Raw genomic sequence first — 15,174 nt, forward strand, 5'->3', positions numbered from 1 at the left:
AATCTCAACTATCTGGTGTCTGTATGGATTCTCATCAACTCCAGTTAGGCTTTCTCCACAACCAGAGCATATTGTTGGATGATGCTCAACCACCTCTGTGCATTCTTCTGGTGGGTATAAAGTCACGATTTTTTACCTTCATGACCTGGTTGCCCTTCCCCGTTTTTTGTTACTTTTCTTTTTCTCCTGCTTTTTCCCAAATCCTGGCGGGTCTGCATAGGGAGGTGATGATGAATTTTGAGATGTACGATTAGCTTTCTCTAATAGCTGTTGCTGGATTGTCAGGACTTCTGCTAATTGTTTTTCTAAGCTTTCGATTTGCTGCCCCATCCCCTCTACCAGTTTTTGGACGCTGGCTGGAGTTTTTTCCCAATCAACACGGGGTATCTGCTCGATGTAGGATAGGTGCTTTTGTTCCATAAATTTCACATTACCAGATTTTGGTCTCCCTAATTGACGATCGCCTGACAACCCCAACAATTGTTACTAAATTTGAGGAGCCCACGACGTAGCTAGATCAACCAATTAAATCGCCTGTAACTCTTATTCTCTCGTTACCCCCCTGAACGGTTACCTTTTATGGTTCCTACAGGAGCGATCGCCAAGGTATCAAAGCTGCCAGATTCATGATTGATCAGCTTCAACAAAGAAACCATGAAGTGATTTTTGCAGATGCAAAGGAGCATGACTTTGGCATCTTAGACCGGATGTATAAGGAGTATGAGAAAGGTCAGGCTCCTGCAAAAATGGAAGAACTCGCAGACCATATCCGAACAGCAGACGGTTTTGTAGTTGTTGCGGGAGAATATAATCATTCCATTCAGCCAGGGTTGAGCAATCTGATGGATCATTATTTAGAAGAATACTTTTTCCGTCCGGCTGGTATTGTTTCCTATTCACCTGGTGGTTTTGGAGGAGTGCGGGCAGCCATACAGTTACGCGCTTTTCTGTCAGAGATGGGAATGCCTACTATTTCAAGCATTTTTGCTATTTCCAAAATTGGGGACTCTCTAGATGAATCAGGTGCTTCACTCGCATCGGATTTGACAAAAAGAGTCGGTCAATTTTTGGATGAATTCGAGTGGTACGAAGAAGCATTGCAACGACAAAGAAAAGAAAAAGGAACCCCATTTTAACGTCAGTTCGAGGGATTTAAAGAACCCCTCTGCAAACCTCTCCCCCCACGGGACTACGGTGTACACATCTGAAATAGATATGCGATCCGTTTCTGATTTTGTCACGAAGACTCTTGAGATTCCCGACTTCTTAAAGAAGTCGGGGATCTGACTTGAGAAGCGATCGCATTGCATCGAGTCACAATCGAATTGCAGTCGGAAAGCTTTGGTGCGTTACTGATTCTGTCCTAATATTTAGTATATAGTTTCGCGTCAAATCGAGCGCGTTTGTTATTTTTTTAACAATGGGAAAAAATGTCCTACAGGACCTTGCCCTTTGCCTATGTCTAAAGCGTGAGATAATGCAGTGGTGAGGTAATTTTTTGCTTGTTGCACCGCAGTGAACAAGTCTTTCCCCATTGCTAGATTAGCAGCGATCGCCGCCGATAAAGTACAACCAGTACCGTGCGTATTTTTTGTATCTACGTGTAAAGTTGATAAAGTTTCCAATTTTTGCCCATCAAAGTAGATATCAACACCTCGCAAACTTCCTTGCATCCCTCCACCCTTAACTAAAACAGCTTTTGCCCTCAATTCGCGATGAATCATTTGCGCTGCTGCTTTCATGTCATCCAGAGAATTAATCTCTAAGTTAGTTAAAATCTGTGCCTCATACCGATTTGGGGTGACAATTATCGCTTTGGGGATGAGGAGATGACTTATAGTCTGTACAGCATCATCAGAAATCAATTGCGCCCCGGTGCGTGATACCATTACAGGATCGACTACTAAGTTAACGATTTGTAAAGTTTCTACTTCTTGGGCAACAGCGGTAATGATTTCCTGGTTAAGTAACATTCCCGTTTTCGCTGCTTGCACTCCAATATCTTCAACTACGGCGCGAATTTGGGCAATAACAGCTTCTTTTGGCATTGCATCAACCCGCAGTACACTTACAGTATTCTGTGCTGTGACGCAGGTAATAGCGCACGTACCGTGGACGCAGTGAAAAGCAAAGGTGCGTAAATCAGCTTGAATTCCTGCACCTCCACCGCTATCTGAACCAGCGATGGTTAAAGCAACAGGTATTTTGGATGTTGTTTGGATGTTCATAATGGGGGATAAAATTTGTAGTAAGCACTTTAGTGCTTATTTTAAGCACTGAAGTGCTTACTACGAAAGAAGTTTATAGGTGATTTCATCTGGCAAAATGTTAACTTGGGAGACTGTAACTTAGTATCAGGAATTAGCTAATGCCTTACTTGACATCAGTCAGCGAAATCCGTTCTCTTGTTGCCGAATATACGAATAGCCCAATTTTATGGATAGATACAGAAGTCGCTGATTATAAAAGTAAAAATCCGAGATTATCGCTGATTCAGGTGTTAGATGATGCTAAAGATATGAGTGGCGATCGCGCTTACGTTTTGGATGTATTAGATCAACCTGATATCATCGCTGACTTTATTAGCCAAATTATGCTAAATCCTTCTATTGAAAAAGTCTTTCACAATGCTAGCTATGATTTAAAACTTCTTGGTAACAAAAAAGCTAAAAATATTACTTGTACTTTAGAAATGGCGAAGAAAATTCCTTACTATATATTGCCATTATCCAACTATCAACTCAAAACTTTAGCTCTGGAACTTTGTAACTTTAACAATATTGATAAACAAGAACAAAGTAGCAATTGGGGCAAACGTCCCTTAAGCGAAGAACAAATAGAATATGCTTGTCTAGACTGCATTTATCTTGCTCAAATTCACCAACGTTTGATAGAATTAAGTCAAGAAATTAATCCTGAGCCAGCAAAAGAAGATTTAATCTCACTCGCAGCTAGATATCAGCAGGTTCAGCAACAATCTAAACTAGTAAATTCCGAGTTAGAACATCTGCAAGAACGAGTTAAACAAGCAATGCAAGCTCAGAATTTCTCAGAAACTTCAGATTTTAAACTTACTAGCTACGAACGGGAAACGGTGAAAGTAACCTTTAGAGAATTGGCAAGACTAGTACAAACTGAAGGTATTAATTTAGATTTTCCGATTACACTGACGAAGAAACTAAAAACAGATTTAGGAGAAAATATCGAACGATTGTCTGTAGATACAGAAAAAACAACTTCATTGCGATTGTCACCTAAAAATGAGACGGATGATGTGGAAAAGGAATAAATAATTTTTAATTGAGATTCCCGACTTCTTAGAGAAGTCGGGAATCTGGTTTTTCAGTATAAGAAACAACATGTAACACCGATTCTTGCTACATAAGATACCATTTTTATAAAAATAATCGTAGAGACGTTCCGCCGGAACGTCTCTACAAAACGTTAAATTTTTGATGTGTATCAGAAAATTATCCCGGAAAGATACAACGCGAATCCTTAATTAAAGCTATGAAATATGAAAAAAGCCTGTGAATTTACTTTGCACATGATGGAAAATTGAGTATTATTTTTTAGTTAAAGAATTAAATTGATTTTCGTGCTAATTTCATCTAGGCTTAATAGCGGTTTATCGTAAATTATGAAAGTGGGGTTATTTGAGCAAAAGTGGACAGAATTTAGAAAAGCATTTGCCATCGCTATGCTTAGTGCATTTATCGCAACTGCAATTATTTCCTGCGGTAACAACAAAAGTGTATTGGTAACAGAAATAAAAGTGAGTCCTGCTAGTCGGGGAGTTGGTAAAGCATCGAAAGCTGGGGACTTTTATATTCAGGGGCAAAGTCAACATGTAAAAGGAGACTTACAAGCAGCGATCGCAGCTTATACAAATGCGATTAACCTTAATCCTGACTATGCCGAGGCTTATAATAGCCGAGGACTTGCTTACTTTGATATGGGCAGCAAACAGGAAGCGATCGCCAATTATAACGAAGCCATTCGCATTAATCCTAACTTTGCCCCAGCTTATAATAACCGAGGAAATGCTCGTGCTGCAAATGGAGACAGTAATAATGCGATCGCCGATTACACCGAAGCGATTCGGATTAATTCTAACTATGCTGAAGCTTACAATAACCGGGGAAATGCTCGTTTAGCGATGAAAGACATAAATGGTGCGGTTGATGATTTCGATCAGGCGATTCTCCTTGATCCTAGATATGCCATAGCCTATAATAACCGGGGTAACGCCCGCCAAGCCAACGGAGATCCTCAAGGAGCGATCGCTGATTATAACGAAGCCATTCGCATTAATCCTAACTTTGCCCCAGCTTATAATAACCGAGGCAACGCCCGCGCCGCAAATAAAGACAAACAAGGAGCAAAAGCCGACTTGCAACGCGCTGCAACTATTTTTGAGCGAGAAAACAACAAAGGATTATACCAAGAAGTGATGAACAATCTCAAAGAATTGGGGCAGTAGAAGAAGTAAAAGAAAAAAGTTGGCGATCGCCGCTATTCTTCAATAGCAGGAGTGCGGAGGTTTTCTACCAACAGTTGAATTTCTGCTGGAGGAGGAGGAGTCAAGCGAGAAACTACCAGAGTCACAGCGAAGTTGATTAACATACCCAAAGTGCCAATTCCTTCCGGAGAAACTCCAAAAAACCAAGGTTGAATACCTGAAAACTTCACGCTGACGATGTAAATTATTGTGAAAATTAAACCGCTCAACATACCAGCGATCGCTCCGTAAGAATTGGTGCGCTTGTCGAAAATTCCTAAGAAAATCACTGGAAAGAAGCTAGCAGCTGCCAAACCGAAAGCAAAAGCCACCACCTCACTGACAAATCCCGGTGGATTTACCCCAAAGTAGCCAGCAAGGACAAGGGATAAACCTACCATCAAGCGCCCAACAAACACCCGTTTTTCTTCTGATGCTGTTGAATCTATCATACGGTAGTAGACATCATGGGCGATAGAACTAGAAATTACTAGTAACAGACCTGATGCGGTAGACAAGGCAGCTGCCAACCCACCAGCTGCTACTAAGGCAATCACCCAAGGGGCAAGTTTCGCTACTTCTGGCGTAGAAAGCACAATAATATCTCGGTCAATGTTAATTTCGTTGGTGTCTTTATTTGGAGTTAACTGAAGACGCCCATCCTTATTTTTGTCATCAAAGGCTAGCAATCCTGTTTTTTCCCATTTTCTCGCCCAGTCTAGCTGCTGCACTTCGGCAAGCGTATGATTGTGTAGAGAATCGATTAAGTTGTAGCGGGCAAACATAGAGAGTGCAGGAGCCGTAGTATAAAGAATAGCAATGAACAACAGCGCCCAACCCGCAGAGTAGCGTGCTGCACGTACACTCGGTACGGTGTAAAATCGGACGATAATATGGGGCAAGCCAGCAGTACCTACCATTAGCGCAATTGTGGTGAACAGCACATCGAGCATCGACTTGTTCACAAATGGCTGAGTATACTCTGCAAACCCCAAGTCAACCTGTATTTTATTCAGCTTGTCGGCAACATCGCTAAAGGTAAATGCCAGTTGGGGAACAGGATTACCTGTAAGTAACCAGGCGATCGCTATAGCCGGAATCAGGTAAGCAAAAATCAAAACACAGTATTGTGCCACTTGCGTCCAGGTGATGCCTTTCATACCTCCCAGCACCGAAAAAAACCCGACAATCACCATGCCGATAATTACACCTGTATTAATATCTACTTGCAAGAAACGACTGAAAACAATTCCTACGCCTCGCATTTGTCCAGCAACATAAGTAAAAGAAACGAAAATTGCTGCAATAACTGCTACCATTCGAGCGACATTCGAGTAATAGCGATCGCCGACGAAATCCGGCACCGTATACTTACCAAATTTCCGCAAGTAGGGAGCTAAAAGCAATGCTAACAGCACATATCCACCAGTCCAGCCCATCAGATAAATAGAACCGTCGTAGCCCAAAAAAGAAATCAATCCTGCCATTGAAATAAACGAGGCTGCGGACATCCAATCAGCGGCAGTAGCTGCACCATTAGCGATTGAAGGTATACCTTGACCTGCAACAAAAAAGTCTTTAGTATCTTTAACTCGTGATTGCCAACCAATGTAAATATAGACGAGAAAGGAAATTCCAACTAACAAAATCGTCCAAATTTCAACTGACACAGATTTTCCTCACTTCCTGATATTATACTTACGGTCTAGCTTGTCCATTTGGAAGGCGTAAATGAAAATCAATGCGACAAATATCAAGATTGATCCTTGTTGTGCCATCCAAAAGCCTAAAGGTACACCAAAAAAGCGGATTGCATTTAATGGTTGAACCAACAAAATACTAAAAACTAACGAAGCCAATGCCCAGACAATTAAAAGATTACGGATTAAAGCAGTATTAGCACGCCAATAAGACCGACGCTGTTGTTCATCCATTGTTTTTTATCGGAAGTGGATCATAAACCAAAATGACATAAATCATCACGCAACAATCATGTCTAGGGTTGTAAGAAGATTACGTCAGATTTTCTCATTGAATACCAATAATTTCAAATCTTCTTCAGAATTCTTAGTTAATTTGCTGATTGTTTGGAAAAATAAATTAAAACATAATTAATAAAAAACAAATCTAGAGGCTTCTCTCTGCCTCGGTAGGCTCCAAATCGGCGCTATCACTGATGATCTTTTAGAAGCGATTGGGCATGAAGATGACATTCGTCGTAATATGAGCGATGCGGAAATTATTACAACGGCAATGGGAAGCGGCAATATTTTTTAATGGTAGTCACAGCAAGTGCTTGCAGCTACAGGCAAGACCACAATTTCATACCAAATATGTTAGAAAAGTCACGATTTAATCGGCGACTACACAATATATCAATATAGTTTTATTACTTGAATAAACACTGATATTCGTATTAATACTTAGAATTTGTCGAAGTTTTAATTATAAAATTGTGTAAAAAAAGTTATCAAATATACTAAAAATTACAGTGGTTATTACCGTAATAAGTTGTATAACATATGTATCAGTAGACTCAGGGATAATCACCGTTTAAAAGGTCAATTATGATACTTATTTGTATTTTTTACAGATTCAGAGTCGGGATAGCTGCAACAACGCGATCGCCACAACTGCAACTTTTAGCCAGTTCATTTATCCGACCCAATTTAATTAAATAACTCGCTTTCAATCTCACTAACAATAAAAACCGCTGATATTGGCTTAACTTCTACACAAGCTTAAATATATGTTTATCAACACATTAATCACCGATCCGATACATTTCTTCAGAATCGTTGTAATTATCATATTTTCTATCACCTTACATGAACTTGCTCATGGATGGACTGCGATGAGTCAGGGTGATGATACTCCGCAAAGAACTGGTCATCTTACTCTTAATCCTGTAGTTCACATGGGCTGGGAGTCAATCATTTTTCTTTGCATTGCTGGTATTGCTTGGGGACAAATGCCTGTTAATCCTTCTAAATTTCGCTCTGCAAAGCTAGGCAATATTCTAGTATCCGCAGCCGGACCATTATCGAATTTAGCTTTAGGAATTATATTTATTCTGCTTTTTAAAGTTTATTCTAACCCTAATCTTTCAGGGCTTTTGAGTGTCGAATTTGTTTATTTGGCAGCACGGATAAATTTTATTTTATTTCTGTTTAATCTTTTACCAATTCCCCCATTAGATGGCTTTCATGTATTTAGTGAAATCTTTCCCAAATTAAAACAACTAGAAAATACCCAATTCGGTATTTTTGCTTTGATGCTGTTATTTTTAATTCCAAGTTTTGGTGTCGGATTAGGATTAATTGCTGACTTCGTTATCCAGGGAATTACTGGCTTGTAATTATCTGCTTTTACCAATAAAAAAGGAAAATTGTAGTGATAAAACAAAAACTTGCAGCAGCTACAGTTGGTGTTGCCCTGAGTTTCGTTGCTGTGAATGTGCGTTCAGCAGAACCAGTGGCAAGTATTAGCCAATCTAATTTTTCTCTTGTATATGATGTCAACAATGAATCAGGCAAATATTTGCTCAACGAAAATTTTTCTGAAGGAGTGTTCGGAAATTTAAAAATTATCAAAGAAGATAAAATTATCTGTTCTTCAGATTCACTATTTACAAATGGGTTTAACTTACTGGCTAGATTACTAATTGTTGGCAGCTTCGTTTATCTAGGTGGTCGGACTTCTTCATCCTTTATCGAACGCTACCTGATCATTTCTAGAGGTTTTATCATGATTTTATTAAGTATTTTTGTCTCAGTTTCCTTTATCGTCATAGGCATTGTTACCGTATCAATATTTTTGTTCCCCCATCATATTTCTTCTTCCATGCGTTCTAGCCATAATTGCATCTTAAAAAATCTGTAATGTGGTTCCCGACCGTCAGGGACTATAAGTCCCTATCTTATAGCTAAAGTCCTCTGAAAGAGGACTGTTTGAGAATATTTTATTGAGGTTAAATTAGCTACTAAAAACTATTTGATTCATTGTTTATGCGTAAAGGTACAAGATACAAGACATGATATAATATTATAGCGTTTCCTAGTCTGCTGAGGTACAAATTTATCTGCGTCCATCAGCGTTTATCTATCTTCCGAAGCGGTTAATTCAACATTCTGTACCTCATGAATGTGGGAATCGCTATAACTTAAATTTGATAAATTGTTGGTTGCGATGATAGTAAATAGCAAAAAAAGTGCATTACAAAATGTAACGCACCAGATAATTTTAACTTTATCTCTTGCTAATTATTCTTCCACACCAACAACGAGCTTTTTGCTGTAATACTCAGTTTTGGTGTACACACTAATAATGCTTTCACCAATTTGAAAAAATGTGCCTTCCTGCTCATCTTTGGAAAACTGCAAATTGGGGTATAACAATGCAAGTTCTTCCGCAGTCATAGCTTTCGCTGACATTTCATCTGGCAAAAGTCCAGTAGAACCGATGTAAAATACTAAGGGAGAAATTTTCTCACGGTAGATTTTCTCTGCATATTTCTCTAGCTTCTTATTTGCTGCCGTCAAAGCTGCAATCATTTCCTCTTTACTAACAGGATTATATAAGACTCGTACCAAGCTATCAGCACCAACTTTTGACAAAATAGCTGCAACTATTTGATTATTCTCAAGTCCGAGAAAGTCGTCAAAAATCAACTTCATCAAGTCATCGACTGTGGTAATTTTCGTGCGGGATGACAATTGCTTGTGACGAAAAGCGATATTTTCATTTAAAGCCATCTCGAAAGTAGGTTTGACGAAAATCTCTCCGGTTTCTTTGTCATAAACCTGATACATCCTATCAAGAAATTTGTTTGCAGAATGTAACTTACCGAAATTGAGTATGTCTTTGCTACCAATATCAATTTTATAGCTTACTCGCAAGTCAACAGTACCGTTAGCTACAGCTTGTTGAATATCGGTGTATTCGTTAGTTGTTGGGAAGTTGATGTAAAGATTCTTAGAAAGATAGTGTTTTTTCAACTCATCCAATTGTTCTGGTAAAAATACATCTGACTCTTGTTTCAAATGCGCGGAAATAATACTAGAAAGTACTTTAATTTCTGCTAATTCATAGAACGAATTATCAATGCTGCTGTAACGTTCATCAAAAGAGACTAAAGGTAAATTCTCTAGGTTGATAGTATACTCACTCTTGAAGTCAAATTTATCAGTTTCCACTACTCCTGCTTTTTTAAGTAAGTCAAAAGCTTTTTTGTTACTGATTTTGACTTGGAGTGACTTCACATTTATTTCGCCATCACTGACAATTGTATAATTATTAAAAGCAGCTAAATCATTTACCAGCAAACCTGCAACTTCAATAATTGGTGTTTTGTCTTCACATTTAACAAGCTTGACTTTGCGAGTCACAAGCATATTGATAGTAGCGGTGTTCTGGTTAATTTCAAATCCACCCATCCCAACATATTCACCAATATCTATATATTCTGTTGTCAACCAAGGCTTGACAAGATTGCCATTTTCATCTCTAAGACCATTTACTCGCTTAATACCTTTTCTTTGATAATTGTCTTGCAGATGTTTGAGATTGATAATAATGCTGCTGCGATATTCTTCAAAGATTTTAATCAGTTCTAGCAGGGAAATTCGGTTATTTACCTTGACTTTACCCTGAATTTCATGCTCGCGCAATATATTAGGATAAAAGAGGGCAATTTCGATATCTTGGGCAAAATTAGCGATTTCTTGATTGGTCAAAGCTTTGGCGTGTCTTTCTGTTAAAGTAGCATTAAAAGTGCTTGCGATCGCATACTTGGCTGTATTCAAATTACCCTCAGCTAAATTAGCTTTGGCAAAGACATATACAGACTCATCATTTTGTGCGATCGGCACATCTTTAAGTTGTTCGTAAGCAACTTGAGAAATCTGCTTATATTTATAGATAATTCCCTCATCTTCTGGCTTAATTCCAAAGATTTTTAACGTCTGATTTGTACCATTAATTTTCTTTGCACTTTTAGAAAAGAAAACTTGATAACTATAATCAGCAGCTAAAGTTTCTTCCATCGCTGCCGCAACTGCACCACCTAATAGTTTTGAAGTGCTGTAAATCGCGTTATAAACTTCTTTAACATCACCAGCTTTAATACAAACACCTGAGACAGTGTTGGCAATTTTCGACAACAATTTAAAGTCAGAAGCATTGGAATAAGCGATGGTATTGACAAACACATCCATGCTTTTGAGTTCTTCGCATATCTCTAAGAGCGCTTTAGCTTCTGCACTAGGGCTGCTATCATTTGCATAACCGTCACTGTGCAAAGTTATAGCGGTAAGTTCTTCTTTTTTAATCAGCGATTTTGCCATTTGCATCCCTTGAGATATGCATGTAAGATAAGTTGCGCGAATTTTTTTAATTTCTTCTAAATAAGACGAATTTTGTTTCATCACTTCTTGAATGGGAACGCGCTGGAAGTGACACGTTACGTCTTTTTTGGAAGAATAAGATATCAAGGTGATAACTAGCTGAAAATTAATGTATTCATCTAGCGTTAAAAGCTTAATTAAAGTGTCTTTTAAAGCCGCAATATCATAAGACATCGAGCCGGAACGGTCTATGATAATAATACTATGAGCTACGGATTTATCGCTAATTTCAGCATTGATTTGTAGATTTACTTTATCTACTAAATAGTGAGCTTTTTCTTTGCCGACTAAGTTGTAAAGCGTGAATTTTGTCCGGTTATTAGTAGATGATTCGTTGGTATTCGCAGCTTTCTTCGCCATATTTATACCTTCCCTAGTAATGTTGATGATTTATCTGCACGAACAGTTTCGTCAATTCACAATTCTTGTGAATTGACCGATAAAACCCTATATGAAAGTGATGCCAACTAATTTTTACAGTGGCAGAACAAATCAAGATAGTTGCGTTTACAAAACCTGCGCGATGTGCGTTGAACTATGACAAAATTTGGGCAACGAGAAAGCATATTTGCGTTACCCATTTAAGGTTGATATCACTATAGTACACTTGTACTATATAGATGTCAAGTCAAAGAAAAGGGGTGAATAGGAATCTCCCCTCACCCCTTTGCAATCAAGGATTCTGGAATATTTAGCTTAAAGCAGCTATCGGTTTTGCAGTGCGTAGCTATTAATCTAGACAAAGCTTACAAAAACTTTTTTGTCAGAACAGAAGGCATTCGGATATTATCTATGGACGGAGGGAACCCCGTTCTTGCCGTGTCGAGGCGAAGTAAGACCAATAAGCTGCAAGGTAGAAAGGCATTTGTCGATGAAACCGGAAGCCTACACCGCCCTAACGGGTCGGTGTAGGTAGTTCACGCGCCGGGTCTGAAATAATCAAGGAGGCGATCGCCTGAATCAGCGCGAACCAATGCCACAACCACATCAGGTAAAGCTGTTAAACTGGGGTACACCAAATAGCGTAGTTCCTTTCTGTCTTCAATTGGTTTGATGGGATCTCCTAAAGCGATCGCCTCCGAATTACATCAGTCTTTCAAAATATCCCTAGCGCAAATAGCCGTTTCCAGCTTTGACTGGATTTTAGCAGCAGCGGTTCTTTATCCACTGCTACCCGCAAATACACCTTTGTCGTTTTTAGATTTTCTGGGAATCTACTTGTTAGCGATGTTCGCTGGTGTTGTCAGCAACGTTCCCGGTGGTTTAGGAGTTTTTGAAACGGTAATTTTGCTGATTCTCTCTTCTAAAGCTTCACCTGCGGCAATTTTCGCTTCATTACTAGCATATCGCGCAATTTACTAGTTCTTACCTTTGCTAGTAGCCGCAGGCTTACTGAAGCTGTTTGAATTAAAGTACGGCAGAAAAAAATCAACAACAAAATGTGAAGTTTAGCTTTTCTGTATCAGCTAATTCTGATAACTTAGTTACACAGTTTAATTTACAATTCCTTCTAGACTTCTTTATTAATTATTTTATTATGGCGCTTATAGTTCAGAAATACGGTGGTAGTTCTGTTGGTTCAGTTGAACGTATTCAAGCTGTGGCACAGCGGGTTTACAAAACTGTGAAAGCCGGAAATTCTGTCGTTGTGGTGGTTTCGGCAATGGGTAAAACCACCGATGGACTTGTCAAACTAGCGCAGGAAATCTCCAAAAATCCCAACCGTCGGGAAATGGATATGCTACTTTCGACTGGTGAGCAAGTATCCATCGCTGTGGTTAGTATGGCATTGGATGAACTCGGACAGCCGGCAATTTCTCTCACAGGTGCTCAAGTAGGAATTGTTACCGAAGCCGAACACACCCGCGCCCGAATTTTAGATATCAAAACCGATCGCCTAAAACGCCATCTAAAAGAAGGCAAAGTTGTTGTTGTAGCTGGATTTCAAGGTATATCCAGCCTGGAAGAATGGGAAATTACAACTTTGGGACGTGGCGGTTCCGACACTTCAGCAGTAGCTTTGGCAGCAGCATTGCGGGCAGATTTTTGTGAAATTTATACAGATGTGCCAGGGATTTTAACTACAGATCCGCGTTTAGTTCCGGAGGCACAGTTGATAGAGGAAATCACCTCAGATGAAATGTTGGAACTTGCCAGCTTAGGGGCAAAAGTGCTGCATCCCCGTGCTGTGGAAATTGCCCGCAATTACGGCGTTCCCCTCGTGGTACGCTCAAGCTGGACAGATCAACCGGGTACTTGGGTAACTTCGCCTAAACCACAAGAGCGATCGCTTCTGAATTTAGAAATAGCTCCTGCGGTTAATGATGTAGAATTCGATACCGACCAAGCCAGAGTAGCTTTGTTGCGCGTACCAGATAAACCAGGCGTTGCAGCGCGGTTATTTGGAGAAATTTCCCGTCAAAATGTCGATGTAGACTTGATTATTCAGTCAATACATGAAGGCAATACAAATGACATAGCCTTTACCGTGAGAACACCAATATTGAAGCGTGCCGAAGCCGTAGCAGCAGCGATCGCCCCAGCATTGCGAAGTCAAAATGGTGCATCCACAGAAGCCGAAGTTATGGTACAGCAGCAAATCGCCAAAATCAGCATTTCCGGTGCAGGAATGATTGGGCGTCCTGGTGTCGCGGCTCAAATGTTCATCACCCTAGCCGAAGCAGGTGTGAATATCCAGATGATATCTACTAGCGAAGTGAAAGTAAGTTGCGTAGTTGACGCCGCAGAATGCGATCGCGCTGTTGCCGCACTTCGGGAAGCGTTTGAGATCGAAGATGAGGAGAGGGGGAGACAGGGAGACAGGGAGACAGGGAGACAAGGGGAACTACGAGGAATTTCTTCCTTGTCCTCCCCCTCCCATCCCCCCGTCCGTGGTGTGGCTTTAGACATGAACCAATCACGTTTGGCGATTCGTCAACTACCAGATCGTCCGGGGATGGCAGCGAAGTTGTTTGGACTATTAGCGCAGCATAATATCAGTGTGGATATGATTATCCAATCTCAGCGGTGTCGGGTAATTGATGGTGTTCCCAGACGAGATATAGCCTTCACTGTTGCGAGGATGGATGGAGAAGCGGCAAAGAAAATGCTGCAACAAGCAGGGTCAGAATTTGGCTGGGGTGAAATTGTTTTGGATAATGCGATCGCCAAAGTGAGTATTGTTGGTGCAGGTATGCAGGGACAACCAGGAGTTGCAGCGAAAATGTTTGAGGCGATCGCTCAACACAAAATTAACATTCAAATGATCGCCACCTCAGAAATTAAAATTAGCTGTGTCGTCGATCAAGAACAAGGTGTTAAAGCTTTGCAAGTTATTCACGCAGCCTTTGGGCTTGCAGGAAGCCAAAAATTTGTCGTGCCGGCGTAATTTCAGCAGTGAAATAAGTTATTACCAACAATCGTAGAGACGTTCCGGCGGAACGTCTTTACAATGTGTGCGATTTACCAGAGATGATCTAGAATTATTTGTCGGTTAGTTTCAGTTTCAATCCCTAATAGGGAGTAAGTGAAGTTTCAACATTAATCAAGCAATTTCCAAGGCTTCAATGAACTGGGTTTCAATCCCTAATAGGGATTAAGGTAAATTTCAACGTCTATTCGTGGCATTTATTAGACATCTCCAAAATAGAATCATTTTCTGGTAAAAGAGTATAAAATTCTCTTTTTCCAACAAAAACATGAGTGGCATACTGAGTTATATTCAAGACAACCCCCAAGAAACACAGCGATTAATAGGTGTAAAATATGAGCAACTAGAACAACTAATAAAACAGGCGATCGCCTTACACACTGAAAAGCAACAGAAAATAGAAGTTGAGAAAATTAGAATTATAAATAAAGGTGGTGGTCGGAAAGTAAAATTATCTAACGAAGACCAAATTCTTTTAACTTTGACGTATTTAAGACATCTGACAACGTTTCAATTATTAGGTATACAGTTTGGAGTGAGTGAATCAACCGCCAACGATACATTTAATTACTGGTTTCCCCTGTTACAGGAACTATTACCATCAAGTTTACTTGAACAAGTAAAAAAACGCAAGTGACTATGAGATAGTGCAAGAAATTTTAACCGATTATGAACTTATAGTGGATAGCGCCGAACAGCCTAGAGAGAGACCGGAAGAGTATAAAGAGCAAAAAAAGTATTACTCTGGTAAGAAGAAAATCATACATTTAAAAACCAAATTACTGTTCTACCTGATGGGAAAGATATTGTTGATATAATTGCGGGACAAGCAGGACCAA

At 39.7% G+C, this 15,174-nt stretch carries 12 protein-coding genes and 2 pseudogenes; 9 read left to right on the top strand and 5 right to left on the bottom strand.

Annotation, left to right across the window (positions count from 1 at the left end):
- Positions 1 to 138 precede the first annotated feature (138 nt).
- On the bottom strand, positions 139 to 420 hold the full coding sequence (locus TOL9009_RS0115835) for a hypothetical protein (protein WP_029633657.1): 282 nt from the start codon (positions 418 to 420) through the stop codon (positions 139 to 141).
- Between the two features lie 161 nt (positions 421 to 581).
- Between TOL9009_RS0115835 and TOL9009_RS39365 the strand changes: the two are divergent.
- Positions 582 to 1,136 (top strand): annotated as a pseudogene (locus tag TOL9009_RS39365) (NADPH-dependent FMN reductase); the annotation flags it as partial.
- 270 nt (positions 1,137 to 1,406) lie between these two features.
- Here TOL9009_RS39365 and thiD read toward each other — a convergent pair.
- Positions 1,407 to 2,228, bottom strand: a complete 822-nt coding sequence (thiD, locus tag TOL9009_RS0115845) for a bifunctional hydroxymethylpyrimidine kinase/phosphomethylpyrimidine kinase (protein ID WP_029633658.1) — start codon at positions 2,226 to 2,228, stop codon at positions 1,407 to 1,409.
- Between the two features lie 140 nt (positions 2,229 to 2,368).
- Here thiD and TOL9009_RS0115850 point away from each other — a divergent pair, with 140 nt between their 5' ends.
- Both TOL9009_RS0115850 and TOL9009_RS0115855 read left to right on the top strand, forming a co-directional pair.
- Positions 2,369 to 3,289 (top strand): ribonuclease D, encoded by a 921-nt coding sequence (locus tag TOL9009_RS0115850; RefSeq protein ID WP_029633659.1) that lies wholly within the window; start codon positions 2,369 to 2,371, stop codon positions 3,287 to 3,289.
- Between the two features lie 351 nt (positions 3,290 to 3,640).
- On the top strand, positions 3,641 to 4,483 hold the full coding sequence (locus tag TOL9009_RS0115855) for a tetratricopeptide repeat protein (RefSeq protein ID WP_029633660.1): 843 nt from the start codon (positions 3,641 to 3,643) through the stop codon (positions 4,481 to 4,483).
- A gap of 32 nt (positions 4,484 to 4,515) precedes the next feature.
- On the opposite strand, the gene TOL9009_RS0115860 is transcribed toward TOL9009_RS0115855, so the two are convergent.
- Together TOL9009_RS0115860 and TOL9009_RS0115865 are read right to left on the bottom strand one after the other, a co-directional pair.
- Complete coding sequence (locus TOL9009_RS0115860; RefSeq protein WP_029633661.1) at positions 4,516 to 6,171, bottom strand: sodium:solute symporter family protein; 1,656 nt, start codon at positions 6,169 to 6,171, stop codon at positions 4,516 to 4,518.
- Between the two features lie 9 nt (positions 6,172 to 6,180).
- The gene (locus tag TOL9009_RS0115865) at positions 6,181 to 6,435 is read right to left on the bottom strand and encodes a DUF4212 domain-containing protein (protein ID WP_029633662.1); all 255 of its coding nucleotides are present in this window, start codon (positions 6,433 to 6,435) and stop codon (positions 6,181 to 6,183) included.
- A 226-nt stretch (positions 6,436 to 6,661) separates the two neighbouring features.
- Here TOL9009_RS0115865 and TOL9009_RS50895 point away from each other — a divergent pair.
- From TOL9009_RS50895 to TOL9009_RS0115875, 3 genes and pseudogenes are all read left to right on the top strand, one after another.
- A pseudogene (locus TOL9009_RS50895) lies at positions 6,662 to 6,882 on the top strand (IS982 family transposase); the annotation flags it as partial.
- A 368-nt stretch (positions 6,883 to 7,250) separates the two neighbouring features.
- The gene (locus TOL9009_RS0115870) at positions 7,251 to 7,859 is read left to right on the top strand and encodes a site-2 protease family protein (protein WP_029633663.1); all 609 of its coding nucleotides are present in this window, start codon (positions 7,251 to 7,253) and stop codon (positions 7,857 to 7,859) included.
- 35 nt (positions 7,860 to 7,894) lie between these two features.
- Positions 7,895 to 8,383, top strand: coding sequence for a hypothetical protein (locus TOL9009_RS0115875; RefSeq protein ID WP_029633664.1), 489 nt, complete (start codon positions 7,895 to 7,897; stop codon positions 8,381 to 8,383).
- A gap of 380 nt (positions 8,384 to 8,763) precedes the next feature.
- Here TOL9009_RS0115875 and TOL9009_RS0115880 read toward each other — a convergent pair whose 3' ends face one another.
- Positions 8,764 to 11,265 (bottom strand): vWA domain-containing protein, encoded by a 2,502-nt coding sequence (locus TOL9009_RS0115880; protein ID WP_029633665.1) that lies wholly within the window; start codon positions 11,263 to 11,265, stop codon positions 8,764 to 8,766.
- Between the two features lie 693 nt (positions 11,266 to 11,958).
- Here TOL9009_RS0115880 and TOL9009_RS39370 point away from each other — a divergent pair.
- The 3 genes from TOL9009_RS39370 to TOL9009_RS49380 all read left to right on the top strand — a co-directional run bounded on the left by TOL9009_RS39370 (position 11,959) and on the right by TOL9009_RS49380 (position 14,972).
- Entirely contained in the window at positions 11,959 to 12,267 is a 309-nt protein-coding gene (locus tag TOL9009_RS39370; protein ID WP_029633666.1) for a lysylphosphatidylglycerol synthase domain-containing protein, read from the top strand.
- A 175-nt stretch (positions 12,268 to 12,442) separates the two neighbouring features.
- Positions 12,443 to 14,293, top strand: a complete 1,851-nt coding sequence (locus tag TOL9009_RS0115890; RefSeq protein ID WP_029633667.1) for an aspartate kinase — start codon at positions 12,443 to 12,445, stop codon at positions 14,291 to 14,293.
- Between the two features lie 310 nt (positions 14,294 to 14,603).
- Entirely contained in the window at positions 14,604 to 14,972 is a 369-nt protein-coding gene (locus TOL9009_RS49380) for a helix-turn-helix domain-containing protein (protein WP_260675901.1), read from the top strand.
- Positions 14,973 to 15,174: the final 202 nt, after the last annotated feature.

Origin of the sequence: [Scytonema hofmanni] UTEX 2349 (assembly GCF_000582685.1) — a bacterium.
In the GTDB taxonomy this organism is placed as follows: Bacteria; Cyanobacteriota; Cyanobacteriia; order Cyanobacteriales; family Nostocaceae; genus Hassallia; species Hassallia hofmanni.